This is a genomic window from Bradyrhizobium sp. P5_C11_2 (assembly GCF_054049755.1).
Window position 1 is genome coordinate 1 of the sequence record NZ_JBFULT010000050.1, and the last position, 23,786, is coordinate 23,786.

28 protein-coding genes are annotated in these 23,786 nt (G+C 65.1%); 10 read left to right on the plus strand and 18 right to left on the minus strand.

All coding sequences use genetic code 11. The features are described 5' to 3' along the window. On the minus strand, positions 1 to 489 hold a 489-nt coding region (locus tag ACXJL8_RS08020), incomplete at its 3' end, for a response regulator (RefSeq protein WP_456684838.1). 342 nt (positions 490 to 831) lie between these two features. Here ACXJL8_RS08020 and ACXJL8_RS08025 point away from each other — a divergent pair. Continuing rightward, a complete protein-coding gene (locus ACXJL8_RS08025; protein ID WP_456684839.1) occupies positions 832 to 2,457 on the plus strand; it encodes an MFS transporter in 1,626 nt (541 codons plus the stop codon). Between the two features lie 167 nt (positions 2,458 to 2,624). Here the strand turns inward: ACXJL8_RS08025 and ACXJL8_RS08030 are convergent, their stop codons facing one another. From ACXJL8_RS08030 to ACXJL8_RS08040, 3 genes are all read right to left on the minus strand, one after another. Further along, positions 2,625 to 3,098: a secondary thiamine-phosphate synthase enzyme YjbQ gene (locus ACXJL8_RS08030; RefSeq protein ID WP_456684840.1), complete on the minus strand. Its 474-nt coding sequence runs from the start codon at positions 3,096 to 3,098 to the stop codon at positions 2,625 to 2,627. Between the two features lie 150 nt (positions 3,099 to 3,248). Continuing rightward, positions 3,249 to 3,770 (minus strand): hypothetical protein, encoded by a 522-nt coding sequence (locus ACXJL8_RS08035; RefSeq protein ID WP_456622530.1) that lies wholly within the window; start codon positions 3,768 to 3,770, stop codon positions 3,249 to 3,251. A gap of 41 nt (positions 3,771 to 3,811) precedes the next feature. Beyond that, positions 3,812 to 4,222 (minus strand): hypothetical protein, encoded by a 411-nt coding sequence (locus ACXJL8_RS08040; RefSeq protein WP_456622570.1) that lies wholly within the window; start codon positions 4,220 to 4,222, stop codon positions 3,812 to 3,814. On the opposite strand from ACXJL8_RS08040, the gene ACXJL8_RS08045 reads away from it, so the two are divergent. The 5 genes from ACXJL8_RS08045 (at position 4,130) to ACXJL8_RS08065 (ending at position 6,763) form a co-directional block, all read left to right on the plus strand. After that, positions 4,130 to 4,504 (plus strand): AtpZ/AtpI family protein, encoded by a 375-nt coding sequence (locus tag ACXJL8_RS08045; RefSeq protein WP_456622531.1) that lies wholly within the window; start codon positions 4,130 to 4,132, stop codon positions 4,502 to 4,504. The two genes, ACXJL8_RS08040 and ACXJL8_RS08045, sit on opposite strands and share 93 nt — an antisense overlap. Positions 4,505 to 4,612: 108 nt before the next feature. Then, positions 4,613 to 5,362: a F0F1 ATP synthase subunit A gene (locus tag ACXJL8_RS08050; protein WP_456622532.1), complete on the plus strand. Its 750-nt coding sequence runs from the start codon at positions 4,613 to 4,615 to the stop codon at positions 5,360 to 5,362. A 53-nt stretch (positions 5,363 to 5,415) separates the two neighbouring features. After that, positions 5,416 to 5,646, plus strand: coding sequence for a F0F1 ATP synthase subunit C (locus ACXJL8_RS08055; RefSeq protein ID WP_007599451.1), 231 nt, complete (start codon positions 5,416 to 5,418; stop codon positions 5,644 to 5,646). A 59-nt stretch (positions 5,647 to 5,705) separates the two neighbouring features. Continuing rightward, a complete protein-coding gene (locus ACXJL8_RS08060) occupies positions 5,706 to 6,272 on the plus strand; it encodes a F0F1 ATP synthase subunit B (RefSeq protein WP_456622533.1) in 567 nt (188 codons plus the stop codon). A 5-nt stretch (positions 6,273 to 6,277) separates the two neighbouring features. Further along, positions 6,278 to 6,763, plus strand: a complete 486-nt coding sequence (locus ACXJL8_RS08065) for a F0F1 ATP synthase subunit B family protein (RefSeq protein WP_456622534.1) — start codon at positions 6,278 to 6,280, stop codon at positions 6,761 to 6,763. Between the two features lie 237 nt (positions 6,764 to 7,000). On the opposite strand, the gene ACXJL8_RS08070 is transcribed toward ACXJL8_RS08065, so the two are convergent. The 5 genes from ACXJL8_RS08070 to ACXJL8_RS08090 all read right to left on the minus strand — a co-directional run bounded on the left by ACXJL8_RS08070 (position 7,001) and on the right by ACXJL8_RS08090 (position 12,327). Beyond that, positions 7,001 to 7,654, minus strand: a complete 654-nt coding sequence (locus tag ACXJL8_RS08070; protein ID WP_456622535.1) for a hypothetical protein — start codon at positions 7,652 to 7,654, stop codon at positions 7,001 to 7,003. A gap of 144 nt (positions 7,655 to 7,798) precedes the next feature. Beyond that, on the minus strand, positions 7,799 to 8,386 hold the full coding sequence (locus ACXJL8_RS08075; RefSeq protein ID WP_456622536.1) for a GNAT family N-acetyltransferase: 588 nt from the start codon (positions 8,384 to 8,386) through the stop codon (positions 7,799 to 7,801). Between the two features lie 41 nt (positions 8,387 to 8,427). After that, complete coding sequence (locus tag ACXJL8_RS08080; RefSeq protein WP_456622537.1) at positions 8,428 to 9,717, minus strand: M16 family metallopeptidase; 1,290 nt, start codon at positions 9,715 to 9,717, stop codon at positions 8,428 to 8,430. Beyond that, entirely contained in the window at positions 9,714 to 11,132 is a 1,419-nt protein-coding gene (gene thrC, locus ACXJL8_RS08085; protein WP_456622538.1) for a threonine synthase, read from the minus strand. The genes ACXJL8_RS08080 and thrC overlap by 4 nt, the downstream gene beginning before the upstream one ends. Before the next feature lie 550 nt (positions 11,133 to 11,682). After that, positions 11,683 to 12,327 (minus strand): response regulator transcription factor, encoded by a 645-nt coding sequence (locus ACXJL8_RS08090; protein WP_008139927.1) that lies wholly within the window; start codon positions 12,325 to 12,327, stop codon positions 11,683 to 11,685. An 86-nt stretch (positions 12,328 to 12,413) separates the two neighbouring features. Here ACXJL8_RS08090 and ACXJL8_RS08095 point away from each other — a divergent pair, with 86 nt between their 5' ends. Beyond that, positions 12,414 to 13,754: an ATP-binding protein gene (locus ACXJL8_RS08095; RefSeq protein ID WP_456684841.1), complete on the plus strand. Its 1,341-nt coding sequence runs from the start codon at positions 12,414 to 12,416 to the stop codon at positions 13,752 to 13,754. Here the strand turns inward: ACXJL8_RS08095 and ACXJL8_RS08100 are convergent, their stop codons facing one another. The 9 genes from ACXJL8_RS08100 to coxB form a co-directional block, all read right to left on the minus strand. Next, a complete protein-coding gene (locus ACXJL8_RS08100) occupies positions 13,755 to 14,120 on the minus strand; it encodes a nuclear transport factor 2 family protein (RefSeq protein ID WP_456622540.1) in 366 nt (121 codons plus the stop codon). Between the two features lie 118 nt (positions 14,121 to 14,238). Further along, complete coding sequence (locus tag ACXJL8_RS08105) at positions 14,239 to 14,991, minus strand: SURF1 family protein (RefSeq protein WP_456622541.1); 753 nt, start codon at positions 14,989 to 14,991, stop codon at positions 14,239 to 14,241. Beyond that, positions 14,988 to 15,389, minus strand: a complete 402-nt coding sequence (locus ACXJL8_RS08110) for a DUF983 domain-containing protein (protein ID WP_456622542.1) — start codon at positions 15,387 to 15,389, stop codon at positions 14,988 to 14,990. Before ACXJL8_RS08110 ends, ACXJL8_RS08105 begins: the two co-directional genes overlap by 4 nt. A gap of 100 nt (positions 15,390 to 15,489) precedes the next feature. Beyond that, positions 15,490 to 16,386 carry a cytochrome c oxidase subunit 3 gene (locus tag ACXJL8_RS08115; protein WP_456622543.1) on the minus strand — a complete coding sequence of 299 codons (897 nt, stop codon included), beginning with the start codon at positions 16,384 to 16,386 and terminating at the stop codon, positions 15,490 to 15,492. A 78-nt stretch (positions 16,387 to 16,464) separates the two neighbouring features. Then, positions 16,465 to 17,100, minus strand: coding sequence for a cytochrome c oxidase assembly protein (locus tag ACXJL8_RS08120; RefSeq protein ID WP_456622544.1), 636 nt, complete (start codon positions 17,098 to 17,100; stop codon positions 16,465 to 16,467). 5 nt (positions 17,101 to 17,105) lie between these two features. Then, positions 17,106 to 17,282 (minus strand): CoxF protein, encoded by a 177-nt coding sequence (locus ACXJL8_RS08125; RefSeq protein WP_456622545.1) that lies wholly within the window; start codon positions 17,280 to 17,282, stop codon positions 17,106 to 17,108. Continuing rightward, positions 17,279 to 18,223, minus strand: coding sequence for a heme o synthase (locus ACXJL8_RS08130; protein ID WP_456622546.1), 945 nt, complete (start codon positions 18,221 to 18,223; stop codon positions 17,279 to 17,281). The genes ACXJL8_RS08125 and ACXJL8_RS08130 overlap by 4 nt, the downstream gene beginning before the upstream one ends. 61 nt (positions 18,224 to 18,284) lie before the next feature. Beyond that, positions 18,285 to 19,910, minus strand: coding sequence for a cytochrome c oxidase subunit I (gene ctaD / locus ACXJL8_RS08135; RefSeq protein WP_456684842.1), 1,626 nt, complete (start codon positions 19,908 to 19,910; stop codon positions 18,285 to 18,287). Between the two features lie 88 nt (positions 19,911 to 19,998). After that, on the minus strand, positions 19,999 to 20,853 hold the full coding sequence (coxB, locus tag ACXJL8_RS08140; protein ID WP_456622548.1) for a cytochrome c oxidase subunit II: 855 nt from the start codon (positions 20,851 to 20,853) through the stop codon (positions 19,999 to 20,001). 446 nt (positions 20,854 to 21,299) lie between these two features. Here coxB and ACXJL8_RS08145 point away from each other — a divergent pair, with 446 nt between their 5' ends. The 3 genes from ACXJL8_RS08145 to lepB all read left to right on the plus strand — a co-directional run. Further along, complete coding sequence (locus tag ACXJL8_RS08145; RefSeq protein WP_456622549.1) at positions 21,300 to 21,845, plus strand: invasion associated locus B family protein; 546 nt, start codon at positions 21,300 to 21,302, stop codon at positions 21,843 to 21,845. 119 nt (positions 21,846 to 21,964) lie between these two features. Continuing rightward, positions 21,965 to 23,392, plus strand: a complete 1,428-nt coding sequence (gene tldD, locus ACXJL8_RS08150) for a metalloprotease TldD (RefSeq protein ID WP_456622550.1) — start codon at positions 21,965 to 21,967, stop codon at positions 23,390 to 23,392. Further along, positions 23,389 to 23,786, plus strand: a 398-nt coding sequence (gene lepB / locus ACXJL8_RS08155) for a signal peptidase I (RefSeq protein ID WP_456684843.1), incomplete at its 3' end; no start/stop codon positions are given. The genes tldD and lepB, both read left to right, overlap by 4 nt.

The window sequence follows — 23,786 nt, forward strand, 5'->3', positions numbered from 1 at the left end:
CATCAGGACCCGCACCTGCTGCGGGGTCAGCGTCACCAGGCGGTCGCGCAGACGCGTCATGTCGGGGTCGGCGGCGGCCGACAGATCGGTGTCGGCGGGAACCCAGACATCCCCCTCCATGACCTTGAGGATGGCATCGCGCAACGTCTCGACGCCGAAGCGCTTCGGAATGAAGCCGGAGGCGCCGAAATCGAGCGAGCGCCGGATCGTGGCGCTGTCGTCGGAGGCCGAGACGATCACCACCGGGATCGCCGGGTATTGCGCGCGCAGATAGATCAGGCCGGAAAAGCCGGAGATGCCGGGCATCGAAAGGTCGAGCAGGACCAGGTCAACGTCGGACGTCTGTTCCAAGAGCTTGGTCAGATCCTCGAACGAGCCGGCCTCATCGATCTTTGCCGAGGTCAGGACGCCCGCCACCGCTTGCCGAAGCGCGTCGCGGAACAGCGGATGGTCATCGGCAATGACGAGATGGGTCGAAGGAGCGTTCATCGTTCTCTTGCTGTCGTTCGCGCCAGGCCGGCGAGTCCGGGCCGCGGTAGCCAATTCTTCCCCGAGCGGCCGTGGCATGCAAGTGCACATTATCCCTTTGCTGCAAAGGGGTTAATCCGGAGGCCTCCGCGACCGCACCCTGGCGCCGGATACCGCACCGTCAGGTGCGCGTCAGTGCGCAAGGCCGAAAGTCGTATTGGGGCGGGTTTCACGCCGATGTTACCTTGCGGGCAAGACCTGGGTCGATCCGGCATATCCGGACGTCCGGGGCGCGAGGAAACGCATTTCGGGGAGCGACTCAATATGTCGACAATGGCTGTGTCTCAAGCAGGCGCGGGAGGGATGACGAAGGACGAACGGTTCGTCATTCTCGCCTCCTCGCTCGGTACCGTCTTCGAGTGGTACGATTTTTACCTCTACGGCTCGCTGGCCAGCATCATCGGCGCGCAGTTCTTCTCGGCCTATCCGCCGGCAACCCGCGACATCTTCGCGCTGCTGGCGTTCGCCGCGGGCTTCCTGGTGCGCCCGTTCGGCGCGATCGTGTTCGGCCGCATCGGCGACATCGTCGGCCGCAAATACACCTTCCTCGTCACCATTCTGATCATGGGTCTTTCGACCTTCATCGTCGGCCTGCTGCCCAACGCCGCGACGATCGGCATCGCGGCCCCGATCATCCTGATCGCGCTGCGTCTCGCCCAGGGCCTCGCGCTCGGCGGCGAGTATGGCGGTGCGGCGACCTACGTCGCCGAGCACGCGCCGAACGGCAAGCGCGGCTACTACACCTCCTTCATCCAGACCACGGCAACGCTGGGCCTGTTCCTGTCGCTGCTGGTGATCCTGTTCACCCGCTCGGCGATCGGCGAAGCCGACTTCGCGGCCTGGGGCTGGCGCATCCCGTTCCTGGTCTCGGTGCTGCTGCTCGGCATCTCGGTCTGGATCCGGCTCCGCCTTAACGAATCGCCGATCTTCCAGAAGATGAAGGACGAGGGGAAGAGCTCGAAGGCGCCGCTGACCGAAGCCTTCGGCAACTGGCAGAACGGCAAGCTCGTGCTGCTGGCGCTGYTCGGCGGCGTGATGGGCCAGGGCGTGGTCTGGTACACCGGCCAGTTCTACGCGCTGTTCTTCCTGCAATCGATCCTGAAGGTCGACGGCTACACCGCCAACCTCCTGATCGCCTGGTCGCTGCTGCTCGGCACTGGCTTCTTCATCGTGTTCGGCGTGCTCTCCGACAAGATCGGCCGCAAGCCGATCATCCTCGGCGGCTGCCTGATCGCGGCACTGACCTTCTTCCCGATCTTCAAGATGATCACCTCCAACGCCAACCCGGCGCTGGAAAAGGCCATCGAACAGGCCAAGGTCGAGGTGGTGGCCGATCCCGCGGGTTGCGGCGATTTGTTCAACCCGGTCGGTACCCGCGTCTTCACCGCGCCTTGCGACACCGCACGCGCCTTCCTCGCCCAGTCGTCGGTCAAGTACTCGACGGCATCGGGTGCGGCCGGCTCCGGCGTGAAGGTGATGGTCAACGGCAAGGAAGTTGCCTACGCCAACGCCAAGGACAGCAATCCGGCGGTGCTCGCCGCCGTGCAGGCCGCCGGCTATCCGAAGACCGGCGACGCTGGCATCGTGAAGATGGCGCATCCGTTCGACATCTTCCGTCCGCAGGTGGCCGCGACCATCGGACTGCTGTTCATCCTGGTGATCTTCGTCACCATGGTGTACGGCCCGATCGCCGCGATGCTGGTCGAATTGTTCCCGACCCGCATCCGCTACACCTCGATGTCGCTGCCCTACCACATCGGCAACGGCTGGTTCGGCGGCCTGCTGCCCGCGACCGCCTTCGCGATCGTGGCCTCGACCGGCGATATCTATGCGGGTCTCTGGTATCCGGTCATCTTCGCGTCGATTACCGTCGTGATCGGCTTCTTCTTCCTGCCCGAGACCAAGGACGTCGACATCAAGGCGACCTGATCGAACGCAGGGATCGACCAACACCAACCGGCCGCGGCTCTCCGCGGCCGGTTTTGTTTTTTGCGGCGAGAGCTTCGGTTCTGATTGGAAACAGAACCGAAGCTCTCGATTCTTGTTTTGACGCGTTTTCTTTACGCGAACCGGTATCCACTTCGCTCGAAAACGCTCTATTGATTGCCGCCGATGAACTGAAGCACGACCTCGCGCCGGTGCGGACGGGCGCGGTGCTCGATCAGATAGATCCCCTGCCAGGTGCCGAGCGCGAGCGTGCCGTTCAGCACGGGCACGTGCAGCGAGGTCTGCGTCAGCATCGTCTTGATATGCGCCGGCATGTCGTCCGGCCCCTCGGTGTCATGAATCCAGCCGGCATTTTCAGGTGCGAGCCGCGCCAGCGCGGTGGTGAGATCGACGAGCACCGAGGGATCGGCGTTCTCCTGGATCRTCAGCGAGGCCGAGGTATGGCGGATGAACAGCGTCAAGGCGCCGTCGCGCGCGCGGGCCTCATCGACGAATTTCGCGACTTCAGCGGTGAGATCGGTGAAGCCACGCCCCGGCGTCTGCACGGTGAGCAGTGACGATGTAACGGTGGTGGCCTGCACCGTCGATGGTGCCGAGCGTGACAGCGATCTGCCGGACGTCATCAAAGCTCTCGATGTGTCGTCCTGGCGAAAGCCAGGACCCATTATCCCAAATGCGCGTGAGGGCGAAAGGTGGCGACGCGCACCGAGAAAAACAGGGGGCCGCGGCGTACGGGTCCTGACTTTCGCCAGGACGACACGAGAGGCCCCCTCTCAGATCTTTCCCGACACGTCCTTCTGGACGCGGTTGGCCATGTCGATCAGCCGCCGCCAGGCCTTTTCCAGGAACGACATCACGCGGTCGACGTCCTGGTCGCTCGGCAGCGGAATCTCGATCTTACGGTCGCCGTCCGCAACCTTCGGCTCAGGCTTCTTCAATGAATCCGATTTCGGCAGTGCCTCGTCGACCTTGCCCGATACGGTCGGTCCGGCCGCGAGCTGGCCCTTCAACTTCTCCACCTCGGCCTGGAGCCTGCCGATCTCGGCATCGAATGCGGCGCGCTCGTCGGGCACCGCGTAGCAGGCCCAGCCGGCGCCGTTCTTGGTACAGGTCGACATCGTGCCGGTGCGGGTATCAAGCCGCAGCACGCCCTCGGGAATGGGCGTCATGGAGTAGCGGCCGTTGTCGCTGTCAGGCGCGGATTGCGCGGCAACGAGGCCGCCGCTGATGACCATCACCGCGGCAAGCGGGGCCACCGCAAGCCATGATGTCGTGAATAACGTCGCTGGTCTCATCGCACTCTCCGCCACGACGCATCTGCGGCTTTGTTGCAATTCTACACCCGGGCGGGCCAATCCGCCGCCAAAAACGCGCCCGGGAAATCAACGATCGCGGCACTCGCTTTGATCCCGGCAGCACGGCGAAATGTCGGCCGCCTCGGCGGATCATGAGGAGAGCTGCTGCGGTGCGGCGTCACGCTGTGTGCAGCGCTTGCGCGCGCGGCGATATCGTCAATTAAATCAACAGCATAATAGAACACGACGCGATCGTGACTTGGCTTGACTTGATTATGAGCGGTCAGTATGGTCCGCGCGGCTTTTGAGGGTGGCGGGCGTAATTTCCATTCAGCCGCGGCGTTTCGGGTCTTCGTTGCATGACACAGGGCACGGGGCACGGCGAGAATGGGGATCGCGATAAATCGTCCGAGGAAGCTGCGCTTTCCGAACGGCTCGGAAATCTTGATCAACGTTTGTCCGAACTTCGCGACCGACGGATCAAGACCGAGCAACCCGCAGGTGACGGTGAAGACAGAGCGGCCAGAGCCTCGGCGATGGCGCTTGGTTTCCGGTTATCCTCCGAGTTGGTCGCCGGGGTCGTCGTCGGAGCGGGGATTGGCTGGGGTTTCGACCGCTTGCTGTCGACGTCGCCTTTCGGGTTTATCGTGTTCCTGCTGCTGGGCTTCGTGGCCGGCGTGGTGAACGTGGTGAGAACGGCGGGCGCGGGTCAGAACAAGCGCAGTGGTTCGTAGCCGCCCCGGCTGGAGGAATTCTTCGTACCGGCCTCGCCGGTACGGGCCGGCCCGGCCGGCAGACCGAGACCAGCCGGCTCGTCCGGCAGACCAAGAGATGCCGCGCTGATGAAAATCGACCCGATCCACCAGTTCAACATCGAGCCTCTCTTCACGATCGGCCATATCGGCAATCAGACGATCGCCTTCACCAATTCATCGCTCTACATGCTGGTGGCGGTGGCGGTGATTTCGATCCTGATGCTCGCCAGCGGCACGCAGCTGGTTCCCGGACGCCTGCAGTCGGTCGCCGAAATCTCCTACGAGTTCGTGGCTTCGACCATCCGTTCGACCGCCGGCGCGGAAGGCATGAAGTTCTTCCCGCTGATCTTCTCGCTGTTCATGTTCATCTGCGTCTCGAATCTGGTCGGCATCATCCCCTACACCTTCACGATCTCGAGCCATCTGATCGTCACTGCGGCGCTCGCGCTCCTGGTCTTCTTTACCGTCCTGATCTACGGCCTCTACAAGAACGGCCTGAAATTCTTCAAGATCTTCGTTCCCCACGGCGTCCCCATCTACATCCTGCCGCTGGTCATGTTCATCGAGATCCTGTCGTTCTTCCTGCGGCCGGTCTCGCACAGCGTCCGTCTGTTCGCCAACATGCTGGCCGGACACATCGCGCTGAAGGTGTTCGCGGGTTTCGTCGCCATGCTGGGCTTCTCGCTCGGCGCCATTGGCTGGATCGGCGGCGTGCTGCCGCTGGCACTCACGGTCGCGCTGACCTCGCTCGAGCTCCTGGTCGCGTTCCTTCAGGCCTATGTGTTCGCGATCCTGACCTGCATCTACCTCAACGACGCCATTCATCCGGGACACTGAGCGGTCCGGGGAATTTCCACCCACAACCCAATCTTTCTTCCAAGGAGTCAAAAATGGATCCGGCAGCAGCAAAACTTATCGGCGCGGGCATCGCGTGCATCGGCATGGGCGGTGCGGGCGTCGGCGTCGGCGTGATCTTCGGCAACTACCTCGCCGCAGCCGTTCGCAACCCCTCGGCCGCTCAGGGCCAGTTCGGCAACCTGATCTTCGGCTTCGCCGTGACCGAAGCGCTCGGCATCTTCTCGCTGCTGATCGCGCTGCTGCTGCTGTTCGTTCCGCTCTGAGGACGTGTTTCGCGCCGCTTCAACCGAAGCGGCGCGCATGACAGCAACAGGAGTACTCCATGGCTGAAAGTCATGGCGGCGCAAAAGGTCCGGCGGCGGGCGCCCACACCGAGGCTGACGGTGGTCACCACGGTGGCGGCTTTCCGCCGTTCGAGAGCAGCACCTTTGCTTCGCAACTGGTGTCGCTCGCGATCTTCTTCGTCGTGCTTTACGTGATCGTGTCCAAACTCGCCCTGCCGCGCATCGGCGGTGCGATCGAGGCGCGTCAGAACAAGATCGAGGGCGACCTCGCCGAAGCGCAGAAGCTGAAGGACCAGTCCGACGCGGCGCTGAAGGCCTATGAAGGCGAGCTCGCTGCGGCGCGCACGCGGGCGCAGGCGATCGGCAACGAGACCCGCGACAAGCTGAATGCGCAGGCGGAAGCCGAACGCAAGACGCTGGAAGAGCAGTTGGCGACCAAGCTCGCGGGGGCGGAAAAGACCATCGCCGCGACGCGGACGGCCGCCATGAGCAACGTCCGCGGCATCGCGGCCGATGCGGCAGGCCAGATCGTGCAGCAGCTCACGGGCGTCGTTCCGGACGCGGCGTCGGTCAATGCGGCCGTTGACGCGTCCTTGAAGGGTTAGTCGATATGTTCTTCGAACCTGAATTTTGGGTCGCCGTCGCGTTCGTGATCCTGATGGTCGTGTTCGCCTATCTCGGCATCCACAAGACCGTGCTGACGACGCTCGATCATCGCGCCGCCCGCATCAAGGCCGAGCTCGACGACGCGACGCGTCTCAAGCAGGAGGCGGCCAAGGTGCTCGCCGACTACAAGGCGCGCAGCGCCACGGCCGAACGCGAGGCCGCCGACATCATCGCCAACGCAAGGTCCGAAGCCGAGCGCATCGCGACCGAGGCCAAGGCGAAGATGGAAGATTTCGTCGCCCGCCGCACCAAGACCGCGGAGGGCAAGATCGCGCTCGCCGAGGCCCAGGCCGTCGCCGACGTCCGTGCCGCAGCCGCGGAAGCCGCCGTCCAGGCCGCCTCCACCATCCTGTCGCAGTCGGTCAAGGGCCAGGTCGCCGACGACCTGCTCGCCAAGGGCATCACCGAGGTCCGGCAGAAGCTGAACTGAGGACGAACGCCTCACCAATCAAAAAGCCGGCGCGATGAGCGCCGGCTTTTTTGTTTGTCGAGTGCTGTCCCTACAAACACGACGTCATCACCCGCGAAGAAGGCGGGTGATCCAGTACTCCGAGACGGTTGTGATGAATCGATAGGCCACGGCGTACTGGATGCCCCGCCGGAGCCTGTCATCGGGCTCGCCGAAGGCGAGACCCGGTGGCGGGGCATGACGGCTTTCTTTCCGCCCCTACTTCTTCTTCGCCCGCGCCTTCGGCTCCGGCGACAGCGCCTGCGGGTCGAAACCGACATAGAAGATGTAGGTATCGGCGACCGCGGCCGAGGGCATCGGGTAGACCAGATCCTCGGCGACGAAGGTGAAGGGCACGCTGCCGCCCTCGGACATCTCGACCGTGGTCCGGTAGGCCTTCGAGGCGATCACCTTCTCGCCGACGCCGCCCTGCACCACGGCGACGCGCAGCGGAACGTCGACGGAGGTCGGCGCGCCGGCGGGGCCTGCAATGACGCGGCCCTGAATGCCGATTCGGGCCGTGATCTCGCTTCCGTTACGGACGCACTCGCGCGCCATCTTGGTGATCGTGGCCTGGAAGCGGACATCATTTCCGACCGCCTGCTTGCCGTTGGCGCCGACCGCGAAGGTGGACGCCCCGGCGCGCACCGTGACCTGGGGGCAATCGACGTCGTCGTCGGCCGCCGGCTGGCCGGGCGCAGGCGCCGGCTTGCTCTGGGCCGGCTCGTCGGACTTGCCGCCGAACAGGTTCTTGAAGCGGTCGGTCAGTGACTGCGCGGCGACCGGCGAGACCGTCGCACACGAGACCGACAGCGCCAGTGCGATCACCGGACCTCGCCGCAGCGCATTCCGCAATGATCGAAGCTCCTTCATGAACACCTGTACTCCGTGAACAACGTCCCGGCACAATCGCCGGCTGGTTCCGCGTTATATCGCCAAAATCGGCGAACCCAAGGCAGGAACTAGAATGGCAGGAACGAGAAGGCAGGAACTAGAAGGGCTCCCGGAGGGGTCCGCTCAGCCGCGGAAATCCTCATGCAGCAGGCCGAACAGCAGGTGGTCCTGCCAGACCCCGTTGATGCAGAGATAGCGGCGCGCCAGCCCCTCGCGGGAGAAGCCGCACTTCTCCAGCACCCGGATCGAGGGCGCATTGGTCGGGATGCAGGCGGCCTCGACCCGGTGCAAATTGAGCTCGCCGAACAGCGTCGGCAGCAGCACCCGCAGGGCGGCGGTCATGTAGCCGCGATGGGCATGGGGCTGCCCGATCCAGTAGCCGATGGTGCCGGCCTGCACGATGCCGCGCCGGACATTGGCCAGCGTGATGCCGCCGACCATGGCGCCGTCGAGCTCCCGGAAGACCAGGAAGGGATAGGAGCGGTCCGCGGCGATGTCCTCGGAGTAGCGGCGCAGGCGGCGGCGGAAGCCGGAGCGGGTGAGATCGTCCGACGGCCAGATCGGCTCCCAGGGCGTGAGGTAGTCGCGGCTGGTCTCGCGCAGATTGGCCCATTGCAGGAAGTCCGACATCTGCGGCGCGCGCAGCAACAACCCGTTACCGCGCGGCGCGAGGGCGGCGGGTCCACTGGAAGGCAGGCGAAAGAGGGCCATGGTGATGCTTCCCGAAGCGGGGCGCAGCCCGTGTGCGGCTCCTAGTGCAGCCGCGCCTTGGCACGCGCCCGGGTCAATCCTTCCGCAAAAGACACCGCCGTGTCCAGACCCCTGCCACTGCCTAATGCGACAACTGCAGGGCGGCTCCGCGAAAGCAGTGCACGCGCGGCATCCCGGGTCGATTCGACGCTGACGGCGTCGATCCGGGCCACCAGCTCCTCCACCGTCTGGGGTCGCCCATAGGCCAGCACGTGCCGGGCAAGCTGCTCGGCGCGCGACGAGCAGCTCTCCAGGGCCATCAGGAGACCGGCCTTCATCTGCGCCTTGGCGCGCGCGATCTCGGCCTCGGTCAGCGTCTCCACCGAATCATTCATGATGTCGATGACGACTTCCATCATCTCGGGGGCGTCGGCGGGATCGGTGCCGGTGTAGAGGCCGAAGAAGCCGGTATCGGTATAGGGCGCGTGGAAGCTGTAGATCGAATAGCAGAGGCCGCGCTTCTCGCGCACCTCCTGGAACAGCCGCGACGACATCCCGCCGCCGAGGATGTTGGTGAAGACCTGGAGCGAAAACAGCGACAGATCGGTCTGCGGCACGCCTTCCAGCGCCAGCGTCAGATGTGCCTGCTCGAGCTCGCGATGCACCACCTTGGTGCCGCCCTGGCCGAACTGCGCGGCCTGCGGCTTCGGGCCCGGCGTCGCCTCGAAGCTCGCAAAGCGCTTCTCGACCTCGGCGACGACCTGCTTGTGATCGACCGCACCTGCGGCCGCCACCACCATGTCGGGTCCGCGATAATGCGTCGACAGATAGCCGCGCAGCATGTCGCGGCTGAAGCCGCGCAGCGTCTTCGCGGTGCCGAGCAGCGAGCGGCCCATCGGCTGGTCGGGATAGCAGAGCTCGTTGAGATGCTCGAACACGACGTCGTCGGGCGTGTCCTGCGCAGCACCGATCTCCTGCACGATGACGTTCTTCTCGCGCTCCAGCTCGTCGGGCTCGAAGGCGGGATTGGTCAGGATGTCGGCGAGCACGTCGAGTGCGAGCGGCACGTCGGCCTTCAGCACCCGCGCATAATAGGACGTCGTCTCGGTCGAGGTGCCGGCATTGAGGTCGCCGCCGACCGCCTCGATCTCCTCGACGATCTCGCGCGAGGAGCGCCGCGTCGTTCCCTTGAACGCCATGTGCTCGAGCAGATGCGAGATGCCGTGCTCGTTCGGCTTCTCGTCACGGCCGCCGACGCCGGCCCAGACGCCGAGCGCAGCGGTCTCGACGTGAGGCATCTGGTCGGTGACGACGGTCAGGCCGGAGGCAAGCTTGGAGATCTCGACGCTCATCCGGCAACTCCCTGTTTTGCGGCACGGCTGACCGACAGCGCGAACCGCTCGACCTCGGCCTGATCGTTCTTCATCACCTTCATGTGTTCGGATTTGGTCATCAGACCGTCGAGCCAGGCCGGCAGTTGCGGCCGCTGGCCGCAGGCCGCCTCCACCGCGTCCGGGAATTTGGCCGGATGGGCGGTCGAGAGCACGATGTTGGGCACGGTCGTATCGGTGGTGTCGCGATCGGCGACCGCGAGCGCCACCGCGGTGTGGGGATCGACGAGCTCGCCGGCCTCGCGCCAGGCGGCGCGAATCGCGGCCGCGGTCTCGGTTTCGTCGGCACGCCCGGCGTCGAATTCCTCGCGGATCGCCGCCAGCATCGCGTCCGGCAGCACGAAGCGCCCGGACTGCTTCAGCGAGTCCATCAGACGGCGCACGCCGGCCGCATCACGCCGGCCGGCCTCGAACAACAGCCGCTCGAAATTCGAGGAGATCTGGATATCCATCGAGGGCGACGCCGTCGCGTGCACCTCGCGCACCTCGTAGATCCCGGTCTTGAGCGTGCGGGCGAGGATGTCGTTGACGTTGGCGGCGATGCGCAGGGTGCGTACCGGCAGGCCCATGCGCTTGGCGACGTAGCCGGCAAAGATGTCGCCGAAATTGCCGGTCGGCACGATGAAATCCACCGCGCGCGCGGGCGCGCCGGCGGCAACCGCTGACGTGAAATAGTAGACCACTTGCGCGACGATGCGCGCCCAGTTGATGGAGTTGACGCCGGAGAGCGCCGTCGCATCGCGGAAGCGATGGTTGTTGAACATCCCCTTCACGAGCGCCTGGCAGTCGTCGAAATTGCCTTCGATGGCGAGCGCGTGGACATTGGCCGCGCCCGCCGTCGTCATCATCCGCCGCTGCACCTCGGAGATGCGGCCGTGCGGAAACAGCACGATGAGGTCGACATTCTCCAGACCCGCGAATGCCTCGACCGCGGCGCCGCCGGTGTCGCCGGAGGTCGCGACCACGATGGTGGTGCGCTGGCCGCGCTTGGCGAGCACATGGTCCATCAGCCGCGAGATCAGCTGCATCGCGACGTCCTTGAAGGCGAGAGTCGGACCGTGGAACAGCTCCAGCACGAACTGGTGCGGCGACATCTGGCGCAGCGGCACCACGGCCGGATGGCGGAAGGTGGCATAGGCCTCGTTCGCCATGCGGCCGAGGTCGGCGTCGGAGATCTCACCGCCGGCGAAGGGCCGGATGATGTCGACGGCAACCTCCCAATAGGGGCGGCCGAAGAAGCCGGCGATCGTCTCGGCCGAAAGCTGCGGCCAGGTCGCCGGCACATACAGGCCGCCGTCGCGGGCAAGCCCGGTCAGCATCACGTCGCAGAAGCCGAGTTCGGGGGCCTCGCCCCGGGTCGAGATATAACGAGTCAAACTGCCCTCCAAAGGCCGGCCGCGCCTGAGATCAGGCCGTAAGCCTTTGATTTAACGATGCTCCTGGGTTCGTAGCCAGGGGCTTTGCGGCACCATAGAGTGTTTTGCGGCATCGGGAAACCGCTTCCCCGTCCAGGCTCATCCGACGAAAAAGGGCTGCGGCGATGCCGCAGCCCTTCTCTTGGAAGGTCTGTCGTTGATGTGTGCAGACCGGTTTGCCTCGTGCCGGGTCGCCTACCCGTTGAATAGCTCGCGCAAGCTTTCGTCGCCTGTCATCGTGCCGTCAAGAGCCAAAACGGTGGACGCCGCGCAAATGTTCCTATTTTTCCCGAGGCGTCATGGCCGCAAATGGCTGCCGCATGCAGATCATTGCAGGACATTGCCGTTCTTTCCTGATTTGTCGCAGCGGGCCAGGAACGAACGCCGCTCGGCTCCATTGTGTCGGCGGAAGGCGTCCGCTGTCGGCCACACATTGCCCGGCCGCATGGCGGCACCGGTCCGCCGGCCGAACCGGCTGCATCCTGGAGCAGCCGGTTCGGTCGCTGACGGGTCAATTCATCCCGATTTCCACGGCGATCCGGATCAGGTCGGAATGGTTCTTGGCGCCGAGCTTCTGCTTGAGCAGGGACGTCGTGTTGGCGACCGTCTTGTAGGAGATGCCGAGCGCCTCGGCGACCTCGACGATCTTGTCGCCGCGTCCGAGCAGGCGGAGAATCTCGAGCTCCCGCGGTGTCATCTGCGAGGCCGGATTGGCCTTGATCGCGGCGCCCGAAAACGTCACGGCCTCCGCGAGCTGCGGCGAGATGAAATTGTCGCCCGCGACCACCTTGCGCACCGCTTTCAGCAGGATCCTGGGATCGTCGCCCTTGGAGACGTAGCCCTGCGCCCCCAGCTCGACCGCCCGCACCACGAAGGCCGGATCGTCGTTCATGCTGAACATGATGATCTTGGCGTCGGGATCGTCCTTGCGGATCCGCCGCATCAGCTCGAAGCCGGAGACGTCAGGCAGGCTGATGTCGATCACGGTGACGTCGGGCCGCTTGCTGATATAGGCGCGATGCCCGGATTTGGCGTCGGTCGCCTCGTCGATGCGGATCGAATGGTCGGACGCGAACAGCGTGCGGCAACCGGACAGCACCACGGGATGGTCGTCGACGATCAGGACCCTGGTCGCCGGCTTGGCAGTATCTTGCATCGCGCGCTCTCTTGTTTTTCGACTCATAGACCGGCGGGAACAAATGGAAAGAGAAAATCCCGCCGATGCGCGTTAGAATTGACCTAATGTGGCAACGACTCTCGTTCAGGACGCAACTGTTTCTTCCGCTCGGCGTGAGTTTCATGGCTGCGCTGATCATGGGCGGCGTGCTGCTCCAGGGCTTTGCAACGGGACAATTGGCCGACGAGAACGAACCCGGCCGCCGCGCGACCAGAACCGTGGCCGCCGCTCTCAACAACACCCTGCGTGTCTCTGACAATCCGCGGCAGACGCTCGAGGCTTTCGTCCGTTCCCTGGATACCTCCCCCGATATCCAGTTCCTGTCCGAGGAAGCAAGTCCCGCGCCGTCCTCGCGGGACGGCCGGCGCAACCTGCATGGTGTGCCACAATGGTTCATCAACCTCCTCACGATTCCGGACATGGGCGCCGCGTCGCCGGTGGTGATCGAGGGCAGGCGTGTCGGCGATATCGTGTTCCAGCCTGATCTGTCGGCCGACCTGTTCGAGAAATGGATCGGCTTTCTCGCGTTGACCAGCCTCGTCGCCGTGCTGACGGTGCTCACGGGGACCATCGCCCACGTCGTCGCCGGCTCGGCGCTGCGTCCCCTGCAAGATCTCGCCGACGGCCTGACGCGGCTTCGGCGCGGCGATTATGCCAGGCCGATCCCGGTCGGGGGACCGCCGGAGATCCGGAAAAGCTGCGAGGAGGCCAATGCGCTGGCCGCAACGCTCGCGCAATTGAGCCGGGACAATCGCGACCTGATGCACCGCCTGGTGTCGCTCCAGGACGACGAGCGGCGCGATCTCGCCCGCGAGCTGCACGATGAACTCGGCCCGCTGCTGTTCAGCATCCGCGCCGGCACGATCGCCCTGGTCGAGGCCTCTCCCGCGGCAGGAAATCCCGGCAATTCAGCGCAGGGGGTGCTGCAATCGGTCGAGGCGCTGCAACAGACCAACCGCCGCATCCTCGACCGGCTGCGGCCGCTCTACATCGAGGAATTGGGGTTGGAGACCAGCATAGGGACGCTGCTCCAGAACTTTCGCAAGCAGGCGCCGCATGTCGGCCTGACGGCGGCGATCAATCCGGCTCTCAACCGCGTCGACGGACCGCTGGCACAGACCGTCTATCGCGTGATCCAGGAAGCGCTGACCAACGTGTTGCGCCACGCCGGCGCGAGCAATGTCGAGGTGCAGGCAGCCATGGCCGGCGACGCACTCGTCATCGAGATCTCCGACGACGGCGGCGGCTTTCCCGYCGACAATGTGTTCGGCCGCGGCCTGACCGGCATGCATGAACGCGTGCGCGCGCTCAGCGGATCGTTGTCACTCCTGCGCGCGGACCAACGAACCTATGTACGCTGCCGCCTGCCGCTCGGACCGACGCGAGACGCGCCGGCATCGGGCTAGCTAGCACGCGCCACAATCGTGCGAGCTCTGCCGCGCAGGCCCGCACAGCGTGCTGTCGATCTTGCCCTCCGGGCTGAAGCGAAACGAGGCGCGGATGCGCAGTGAGCCTGCGACGGAATATTCGAGATCGATGCCGTGCGGTTCGGGATTGATCTCCTCCAGGCCAAACCCTGCCGACGAGAACGTGCTGAGCCGCGGGCCCCAATAGGTCTCGAGCTCGCGTCGTCCGCGATAGCTCCGCGTGCCGTTGCATGTGCATTCGACCTGCGCGTCGTCCGCATAGAGGTCGAGCAGCGTCGCAAGGTCGCCCTTCCGGCAGGCATCCACCCAGTCGACGACAATTCCCATCTGATCGAAGTCGCTCACGCCGCAACCCTGTCTGCCGYGGAAAAATTCGAAGCGGCTCAGGACCACACTCGTGAATGTGCGCTGAATAATAAAGCCCGGACGATTCCGGGCTCCCTCCGGAAACCTACGGGCAAATTCAACCCGGCCGCCGTCCCCTCACCCAGACGCCGAAGGCGACCAGCACGGCGCCTGCGAGCGTGAACCAGGTGATGGCGTATTGCAGGTGATCGTCCTTCAGATGCACGTCGAGCGGCCCCGGTCGGGGAATGCCGTTCTCGGGCACCGGCCGCTCCAGGTCGATGTAGAACGGCGCGACCGCGCCCCAGCCGAGCGCGCCGGCGATCGCCAGATGATCGCGCGCGAACCACAGCCGCTTGTCGCGGTTCTCGGCCGGCGTCAGCCAGCCCGGCGCCTCGGGGAAGCGCAGATAGCCGGTGAGCGCGACCGGTGCGCCGGTGACGAGCTTCTTCACCGCGCGATCCTCGACGCTGCGATCCTGCATCGTGTTCTCGACGAATCCGGCATCGATCACGACCATCTCGCCGCTCGCAAGGCGCGCGGGCAGGAACGCCCAGGTGCCCGGGCCCGAGGCATCCTTGCGGACCGCGGAGCCGGGGGAATACACCATCGCATCCGGCATCGGGGCATACGTCGCGCTGAAGCTGACGCGGCGGAATTCGTCGTGCGCGGCATTCAGCGCGGCCCATTGCGCCGGCGGCGGCAGCACGACCGGCGCGTCGGCAAGACGCTCGGTGAGGGCCGCGATCAATTCGTGCTTGGCGAGGCGTCGCTGCAATTGCCAGGCGCCGAGCGCGACGAAGACCGCGATCAGGAGCAGCGTGAACAGCGCGAAGCCGGCCACGCGAGGCTTGCGCGCGGTCTCGTTCATTTCGCGCGGTCGACCAACCGGCCCGGCGCCGCCTTGTGGTGGAATTGCAGCGCGATCAGCAGCGACTTCATGGCCCGCAGCGGCAACAGCGTGGTGGCGAGAATCAACGGAAACCAGAGCACCGCATGCAGCCAGAACGGCGGCTGGTACTTGACCTCGACCACGAGCGCGCAGCCGACCACGATCGCGCCGGCCAGCATGATGATGAAGATCGCCGGCCCGTCGCCGGAATCGATGAAGGCGTAGTCGAGCCCGCAATGCTCGCAGGCCGGAGCAAGCGTCAGGAAGCCCGCATAGAGCTTGCCCTGGCCGCAGCGCGGGCATTTGCAGGCGAGCCCGCGCAGCGCGCTTTGCAGGACGGTCGTTGCGGGCTCGGATGTACCGGCGGTCTCGTTCATGATGGCGGAGTCTAGCACAGTTTCTGCCGAAACCCTCTGATGGCCGGCCAGCAAAAAGGGCGGCCCTGCGGCCGCCCTCTGCCGATCGAATCGTCGCTGCTCAGTGCGCGCCGTGGGCCATGCTCTCGGCGCCGTGTCCCCAGACATAGATGGCGAGGAACAGGAACAGCCACACCACGTCGACGAAGTGCCAGTACCAGGCGGCGAACTCGAAGCCGAGGTGCTGCGTCGGCGTGAAGTGGCCGGCATAGGCGCGCGCCAGGCACACGATCAGGAAGATGGTGCCGACCAGCACATGGAAGCCATGGAAGCCGGTCGCCATGAAGAAGGTCGCACCGTAGACGTTGCCGGCGAACGAGAACGCCGCGTGGCTGTACTCATAGGCCTGCACGCAGGTGAAGAGCGCGCCCAGGATCACGGTCAGGATCAGCCCGTATTTCAGACCCTTGCGGTCGCCCTCGAGCAGCGCGTGATGCGCCCAGGTCACCGTGGTGCCGGAGGTGAGCAGGATCAGCGTGTTCAGGAGCGGCAGATGCCAGGGATCGAAGGTCTCGATGCCGTGCGGCGGCCAGGTGCCCGGCACGCTGCACGCGCCGGCCTGGGTGCCGAGGCCGCAGCCGAACACCGCATCGCGGGTGGCGTGGACGGCGTCGGCCGGGAACAGCGCCGCGTTGAAATAGGCCCAGAACCAGGCGACGAAGAACATCACCTCGGAGGCGATGAACAGGATCATGCCGTAGCGGTGATGCAGCTGCACCACGCGGGTGTGGTCGCCCTTGTACTGGGCTTCCCTGATCACATCGGCCCACCAGCTCGCCATGGTGTAGATCACGCCGACGGTGCCGACGCCGAAGATGATCGGCGCGGCCGAGATCATGTGGTGCATCCAGGTGATCGCGCCGACCGCCATGATGAAGGCCGAAATCGAGCCGACCACCGGCCACGGAGAGGGATCGACCAGGTGATAGTCGTGATGCTTGGTATGCGCCGTAGCCATTGCCGTCTCTCTCCTCAATCCCGTGCCTGTCCGGCACTTATCCCCTTGTTCCAACCCCCCGCGGCGTGAGCCCGGCGATCAGAGATTTCCCTTGCGTTTGTCATCCGCGCTGGCCGCGAGCGGCTTCACCACCGGATCGCGCACCGGATAGAACGTGTAGGACAGCGTGATGGTGCTCAGCCCGTCGTTCTCGTGATCGTCGGCGATCGACGGATCGACGTAGAACACCACCGGCATCTCCCGCTTCTCGCCCGGCGCCATGGTCTGCTCGGTGAAGCAGAAGCAGTTGATCTTCTGGAAATAGGAGCCGACCGTCAGCGGCGCGACGTTGTAGGCGGCCTGCCCTGCGGTGGTGCGCGCGGCCTGGTTGGTCACGGTGTAAAAGACGGTGGTGACCTGGCCGATATTGACCTCGATCTCGTTCTGCTCCGGCTCGAACTTCCAGGGCAGGCCGGGCGCGACGTTGGAATCGAAGCGCACCGAGATCTTTCGCGCGATCGGCCCGGTCGCTGGCGCGGAGGTCGCGACCTGGGTGGTGCCGTTGAAGCCGGTGGCGCGGCAGAACCAGTTGTAGAACGGCACCGCCGCGTAGGAGGCGCCGACCATCAGCGCGACCACGGCGCCGCAGATCGAGGCGACCAGCACGTCGCGGCCAAGGCCCCTGACACGGCCCCTGTGGTCCTGATCTCGCGATATGGTGGGCTCTCGATCCATCTTCCCTACATCGGCCGAACTAGCACGGCCGGTCCCTTGACCATGGTGACGGCGAAGAACAGCAGGACGAGCACGCCGAGCGCGAGTGCGATCGCAATCGAGCGCTGACGGCGGCTCCTCTTCTGAGCCTCGGTGAGGACGATTCCATCTGGCTCAGGTTTGTCGGCCATCCCCGCGATCATGCGCCCCCTACCATCGGGGCAAGCGCCCGGAACACGACCTCGGCCAGCAGGGTCGCAAACAGCGCGAACAGATAAAGGATGGAGAAGGCAAACAGCTTGCGGGTTGCGCGCAGCGATTCGCTGCGCTCGCGGCGCATATAGACGTTGATGGCGAGCACCAGCATGCCGGCGCCGAGGATCAGCGACACGATACCGTAGATGGCGTCGAAATAGCCGAGCGCCCAGGGGGCTGCGGCCACCGCGATCAGCACGATGGTGTAGAGCAGGATCTGCAGGCGCGTCGCGTCGGGACCGGCGACGTTGGGCAGCATCGGAATGCCGGCGCGGGCGTAGTCGTCGGAGCGGAACAGCGCGAGCGCCCAGAAGTGCGGCGGGGTCCAGAAGAAGATGATGGCGAACAGCAGCAGCGGCTCGACGTCGACCGTGCCGGTCACCGACGCCCACGCCACCACCGGCGGCAGCGCGCCGGCGGCGCCGCCGATCACGATGTTCTGCGCGGTCCAGCGCTTCAGCAGAAGCGTGTAGATCACGACGTAGAAGAAGATGGTGAAGGCGAGCAGCGCGCCGGCGATCCAGTTGACGAGGATGCCGAGCGTCATCACCGAGAAGAAGGCGAGCGTCATGCCGAAGGTCATCGCCTCGGGCCGGGTGATGCGGCCACGCGGAATCGGCCGGTTCGCCGTGCGCGACATCTTTGCGTCGATATCGCCTTCGAGCGCCATGTTGAGCGCACCGGAGGCGCCGGCACCGACGGCAATGCAGAGCAGCGAGGTGATGGCCAGCACCGGGTGGAAATGCCCGGGCGCCATCGCCATTCCGACCAGCGCGGTGAAGATCACCAGCGACATCACCCGCGGCTTCAGGAGCGCGATGTAGTCGCCAACCTCCGCTTCGGAGATGCGGGGATTGAGATCGACGGCGTTGTGGTCGAGGACGGACACTTAATTTGACTCGCTTTGTTGTAGAGCCGCGGCGCCCGTCACGGACGCCGCGGGAGTTGGCTCACTGCACGCGCGGCAGCACTTCGAACTGGTGGAAAGGCGGCGGCGARGGCAGCGTCCATTCCAGCGTGGTCGCGCCCGCACCCCACGGATTGKCGCCMGCSGGSACCTTTTTCRYGAAGGCGTCGAACACGCAGTAGAGGAAGATCAGCACGCCGAAGCCGGAGATGTAGGAGCCGASCGASGAGAYCAGGTTCCAGCCGGMAAATGCATCGGGATAGTCGACATAGCGTCGCGGCATGCCCGACAGCCCAAGGAAGTGCTGCGGGAAGAACACCAGATTGACGCCGATGAAGGTGACCCAGAAGTGCAGCTTCGCCAGCCCTTCATTGTACATATAGCCCGACATCTTCGGGAACCAGTAGTACCAGCCGGCGAAGATCCCGAACACCGCACCGAGCGACAGCACATAGTGGAAGTGCGCGACGACGTAGTAGGTCTCCTGAAGCACGCGGTCGACGCCGGCGTTCGCCAGCACGACGCCGGTGACGCCGCCGACGGTGAACAGGAAGATGAAGCCGATCGCCCAGATCATCGGCGCGCGGAACTCGATCGAGCCGCCCCACATGGTGGCGATCCACGAGAAGATCTTCACGCCGGTCGGAACCGCGATCACCATCGTGGCGGCGACGAAATAGGCCTGCGTCGCCGACGACATGCCGACCGTGTACATGTGGTGCGCCCAGACCACGAAGCCGATGCCGCCGATCGCGACCATGGCGTAGGCCATGCCGAGATAGCCGAACACGGGCTTGCGCGAGAAGGTCGAGACGATCTGGCTGACCATGCCGAAGGCGGGCAGGATCAGGATGTACACTTCGGGGTGACCGAAGAACCAGAACAGATGCTGGAACAGCACGGGATCGCCGCCGCCGTCGGGCGCGAAGAACGTCGTGCCGAAATTGCGGTCGGTGAGCAGCATGGTGATCGCGCCGGCGAGCACCGGCAGCGACAGCAGCAGCAGGAACACCGTCACCAGGATCGACCACACGAACAGCGGCATCTTGTGCAGGGTCATGCCCGGCGCGCGCATGTTGAAGATCGTGGTGATGAAGTTGATGGCGCCGAGGATCGACGAAGCGCCCGCCAGATGCAGCGACAGGATCGCGAAGTCGACGGCCGGGCCCGGATGGCCGGAGCTCGACAGCGGCACGTACATGGTCCAGCCGGCGCCGACGCCGTTGGCGCCCGGCTCACCCTCGACGAAGGTCGACATCAGGAGCAGCGCGAAGGAGGCCGGCAGCAGCCAGAACGAGATGTTGTTCATGCGCGGGAACGCCATGTCCGGCGCGCCGATCATCAGCGGCACGAACCAGTTGCCGAAGCCGCCGATCATCGCGGGCATGACCATGAAGAAGATCATGATCAGGCCGTGAGAGGTCACGAACACATTGTAGGTGTGCGTCTCGTGGAAGATCTGCACGCCCGGATACATCAGCTCGGCACGGATCGCGACCGACATCGCGGCACCGATGACGCCGGCGATGACCGCGAAGATCAGGTACATCGTGCCGATGTCCTTGTGGTTGGTCGAATAGACGTAGCGCCGCCATCCGGTCGGATGGGCGTGCTCGTCATGTCCGTGGTCTTGGGCGTGATCGCCGTGTRCCGCTGCGCTCGTTGCCATTTTCAAATCCTGCCTTGCGTCCCATTTGGACCTTTGGAGGTCCCGCCCTTTATGTCGCTTTCAGTCCCCTTGAGCCGTCACCCGGCGCTTACTGCGCCGGGCCGACCGCGGAGGCGAAAGTGCTGGTGCCGCCGCTCGCATATTTCTTCTTCGCCGTTTCAACCCAGGAGGCGAACTCCTTGTCCTCCACGACGCGAATCGCGATCGGCATGAAGGCGTGGTCCTTGCCGCAGAGCTCCGAGCACTGGCCGTAGAACATGCCGGTCTTGGTGGCCTTGAACCAGGTCTCGTTCAGCCGCCCCGGAATGGCGTCGATCTTGACGCCGAAAGCCGGCAGCGCGAAGGCGTGGATGACGTCGGCGCCGGTGACCTGGACGCGAACCACCTTGTTGACGGGCACCACCATCTCGTTGTCGACGCCGAGCAGCCGGGGCTGCTTGTCCTGCGCCATCAGCGAGTCGAACTCGAACTTGCCGTTGTCCGGATAGGCGTAGGACCAGTACCACTGCTTGCCGGTGGCCTTGATGGTCAGGTCCGCCTTCGGCACGTCGAGCTCGAGAAACAGCAGCCGAAACGACGGCACCGCGATGCCGACCAGGATCAGCACCGGAACCAGCGTCCACGCCACCTCGATCAGCGTGTTGTGGGTGGTCCGCGACGGCACCGGATTGGCCTTCGCGTTGAACTTCACGACCACGACCACGAGCAGCGCCAGGACGAACAGCGTGATCACGGTAATCAGCACGAACAGGAAATTGTGGAACCAGACGATGTTGTCCATCACCGGGGAGCCGGATTGCTGAAGCGTCCACTCCCACGGCGCCGGTTGCCCAAGCTCGGCCAATGCCACGCCGCCCGTCGCCAGCGTCATGCCAGCCGCTACCAAGGCGACGGTGGCCAATCCCAGCAAATGCCGGCCCACCCGACCCATCGACATCCTCATGCCGTTCGCGCTCCCCTAACGAAATCACCCCAAGTGCATTCCCCTATTTCCGGGAAACGCTTATTCGATCCGCCCGTCTGACAAACTGCCATTCAAGAATACCTCTAAGAGGTATTCCGGCCAGATCGCTAGAACGCCCAAATCAAGCTTCTCAAACCATAATTCTTGATCTATCGCAATGCAGTCTTGGGGCCGGTCTGCCTGCCGTCACCCGCAAGATATTTCCATGTAACATCAGACAAAAATACCGTTTCCCGGGATGCTGCGGCTTGACAGTGGCATTGCCCGCGGTAGGCACTGGCGGATAGCCGCACAGGAACCTGATTCGTGACGGCGATGGCGGCCGTGGCGGCGTGGAATTTGCTTGGGAATCGCCTTCAAGACGCCGTCATTCTTGTATCAGTCCACCAGCGCGAGCGATCCAGGCGAGCAGAGGGACGACCCCGATGGGGCTTTCGAGATGCATGGCAAGGCAGGTTAGAAGGCAGGTTAGCGGCCTCACGGTGCTGGCAGGCCTGCTGGCTGCGGCCCTCCTCCTGGCGGTCCCGGGCCTTGCCCATGCGCAGGGCGCGGTGCGCTCCGTCCATGGCGACTGGCAGATTCGCTGCGACACCCCTCCGGGCGCCCAGACCGAGCAATGCGCCCTGATCCAGAGCGTGGTGGCGGAAGACCGCTCCAATGCCGGCCTCACCGTGATCGTGCTGAAGACCGCCGACCAGAAGAGCCGCCTGATGCGGGTGGTTGCCCCCCTCGGCGTGCTCCTGCCCTCCGGCCTCGGCCTCAAGCTCGACAACCAGGACGTCGGCCGCGCCGGCTTCGTCCGCTGCCTGCCCAATGGCTGCGTCGCCGAGGTCGTCATGGACGACAAGCTGCTCGGCCAGCTCCGCAGCGCCAAGACCGCCACCTTCATCATCTTCGAGACGCCGGAAGAAGGCATCGGCTTCCCGCTCAGCCTGAACGGCTTGGGCGAGGGCTACGACAAGCTGCCGTAGGGCGCGGGGCGGCTGGACCGCGGCGAACCTATTGTTTCCGTAATGTGAGGCATCGCGCCCTCGCGGAACCGGTCCGAAACCATTATCTTGCCTCACATCCCCCGATAATGGACGGACGCATGACAAACCCTGCCACGACCTCCCTGCTCGACCGCGCCAATCTCGACCGCGACCAGGTCCGCCACGAGGTCGCGCGCGGGCTCGCCGGCGCCGACGACGGCGAATTGTTCCTGGAGTACAGCCAGACCGAAGCGCTGATGTTCGACAACGGTCGGCTGAAGCAGGCGACCTACGACACCTCGCAGGGTTTTGGCTTGCGCGCGGTCAAGGACGATGCCGTCGGGTATGCGCATTCCTCCGACGTGTCGATCCCGGCGCTGATTCGCGCCGCCGACGCGGTCGCCGCCGTGCGCGGCGGCTATTCCGGCAGCTTCGCGGCACCGCCCCCGCATACCAATGTGCGCCTCTATGCCGACGACAACCCGCTCGACGCCCCGGGCTTCGAGACCAAAGTAAAACTGCTCGCCGAGATCGACGCCTATCTGCGCGACAAGGATCCGCGGGTGCGGCAGGTCAGCGTCAGCCTGGGCGCGACCTGGCAGGTGGTCGAGATCCTGCGGCCCGACGGCGAGAGCTATCGCGATATCCGCCCCCTGGTGCGCGTCAACGTCTCCGTCGTCGCCGGACAGGGCGACCGGCAGGAGAGCGGCAGCAAGGGCTATGGCGGCCGCGCCGGCTATGCCGAATTCATCGAGAGCAAGAACTGGCGCGACGCCGCCGACGGCGCGCTGCGCGAGGCGCTGGTCAATCTGGAATCCGTGCCTGCGCCGGCCGGCGAGATGGACGTCGTGCTCGGTGCCGGCTGGCCCGGCGTGATGCTGCATGAAGCGGTCGGCCATGGGCTGGAGGGCGACTTCAACCGCAAGAAGACGTCTGCCTTCGCCGGCCTGATGGGCCAGCAGGTCGCGGCCAAGGGCGTCACCGTGGTCGACGACGGCACCATCGCCTCACGGCGCGGCTCGCTCTCGATCGACGACGAGGGCACGCCGACCAACCGCACCGTGCTGATCGAGGACGGCATCCTGGTCGGCTACATGCAGGACCGCCAGAATGCGCGCCTGATGAACATGAAGCCGACCGGCAACGGCCGCCGCCAGGGCTATGCTCATGTGCCGATGCCGCGCATGACCAACACCTACATGCTCGCGGGCGACCGCGATCCGGCAGAGATCCTCGCCTCGGTGAAGAACGGCGTCTTTGCCGCGAATTTCGGCGGCGGACAGGTCGACATCACCTCGGGCAAATACGTGTTCCAGTGCACCGAGGCCTACAAGATCGAGAACGGCAAGATCGGCGCGCCGTTGAAGGGTGCCATGCTGATCGGCAACGGTCCGACCGACCTGCATCGCATCCGCATGATCGGCAACGACCTCGCGCTCGACACCGGCATCGGCACCTGCGGCAAGAACGGCCAGGGCGTGCCGGTCGGCGTCGGCCAGCCGTCGCTGCTGATGGAGCGCATTACGGTGGGTGGAACGGGCGCATGAGCGTTGAGAAAGTAACTGTCACCACCAAGCGGAAGAGCAGCGGTTGGGGCGGGCAGCTGGTTCAGCTCGCCGGCATCGTCGCGGCGGTGTTCATCGCCAAGGGCGCGCTGGCCGAGCCGTTCTATGTGCCGTCGGGCTCGATGGAGCCGACGCTGTTGATCGGCGACGCCTTGATCGCCTCGAAATTCCCCTACGGCTACGGTACCTCGTCGCTGCCGATCCAGATCAACCTTCCCGAGAGCGGCCGCGTCTTCGCGGAGACGCCGAAGCAAGGCGACGTCGTGGTGTTTCGCTGGCCCGGCGATCGTTCGCAGGCATGGGTCAAGCGCGTCGTGGGGCTTCCCGGCGACCGCATCCAGATGCGGCAGGGCCAGCTCTTCATCAACGACCGTCC

Excerpts from the sequence above, each read along its gene's own strand:
- ACXJL8_RS08035 (WP_456622530.1), bottom strand. The coding sequence starts at position 3,770 with ATGAGACCAGCGACGTTATTCACGACATCATGGCTTGCGGTGGCCCCG.
- ACXJL8_RS08045 (WP_456622531.1), top strand. The coding sequence starts at position 4,130 with ATGACACAGGGCACGGGGCACGGCGAGAATGGGGATCGCGATAAATCG.
- ACXJL8_RS08050 (WP_456622532.1), top strand. The coding sequence starts at position 4,613 with ATGAAAATCGACCCGATCCACCAGTTCAACATCGAGCCTCTCTTCACG.
- ACXJL8_RS08055 (WP_007599451.1), top strand. The coding sequence starts at position 5,416 with ATGGATCCGGCAGCAGCAAAACTTATCGGCGCGGGCATCGCGTGCATC.
- ACXJL8_RS08060 (WP_456622533.1), top strand. The coding sequence starts at position 5,706 with ATGGCTGAAAGTCATGGCGGCGCAAAAGGTCCGGCGGCGGGCGCCCAC.
- ACXJL8_RS08065 (WP_456622534.1), top strand. The coding sequence starts at position 6,278 with ATGTTCTTCGAACCTGAATTTTGGGTCGCCGTCGCGTTCGTGATCCTG.
- ACXJL8_RS08070 (WP_456622535.1), bottom strand. The coding sequence starts at position 7,654 with ATGAAGGAGCTTCGATCATTGCGGAATGCGCTGCGGCGAGGTCCGGTG.
- ACXJL8_RS08075 (WP_456622536.1), bottom strand. The coding sequence starts at position 8,386 with ATGGCCCTCTTTCGCCTGCCTTCCAGTGGACCCGCCGCCCTCGCGCCG.
- ACXJL8_RS08080 (WP_456622537.1), bottom strand. The coding sequence starts at position 9,717 with ATGAGCGTCGAGATCTCCAAGCTTGCCTCCGGCCTGACCGTCGTCACC.
- ACXJL8_RS08090 (WP_008139927.1), bottom strand. The coding sequence starts at position 12,327 with ATGCAAGATACTGCCAAGCCGGCGACCAGGGTCCTGATCGTCGACGAC.
- ACXJL8_RS08105 (WP_456622541.1), bottom strand. The coding sequence starts at position 14,991 with ATGAACGAGACCGCGCGCAAGCCTCGCGTGGCCGGCTTCGCGCTGTTC.
- ACXJL8_RS08110 (WP_456622542.1), bottom strand. The coding sequence starts at position 15,389 with ATGAACGAGACCGCCGGTACATCCGAGCCCGCAACGACCGTCCTGCAA.
- ACXJL8_RS08115 (WP_456622543.1), bottom strand. The coding sequence starts at position 16,386 with ATGGCTACGGCGCATACCAAGCATCACGACTATCACCTGGTCGATCCC.
- ACXJL8_RS08120 (WP_456622544.1), bottom strand. The coding sequence starts at position 17,100 with ATGGATCGAGAGCCCACCATATCGCGAGATCAGGACCACAGGGGCCGT.
- ACXJL8_RS08125 (WP_456622545.1), bottom strand. The coding sequence starts at position 17,282 with ATGATCGCGGGGATGGCCGACAAACCTGAGCCAGATGGAATCGTCCTC.
- coxB (WP_456622548.1), bottom strand. The coding sequence starts at position 20,853 with ATGAGGATGTCGATGGGTCGGGTGGGCCGGCATTTGCTGGGATTGGCC.
- ACXJL8_RS08145 (WP_456622549.1), top strand. The coding sequence starts at position 21,300 with ATGGGGCTTTCGAGATGCATGGCAAGGCAGGTTAGAAGGCAGGTTAGC.
- tldD (WP_456622550.1), top strand. The coding sequence starts at position 21,965 with ATGACAAACCCTGCCACGACCTCCCTGCTCGACCGCGCCAATCTCGAC.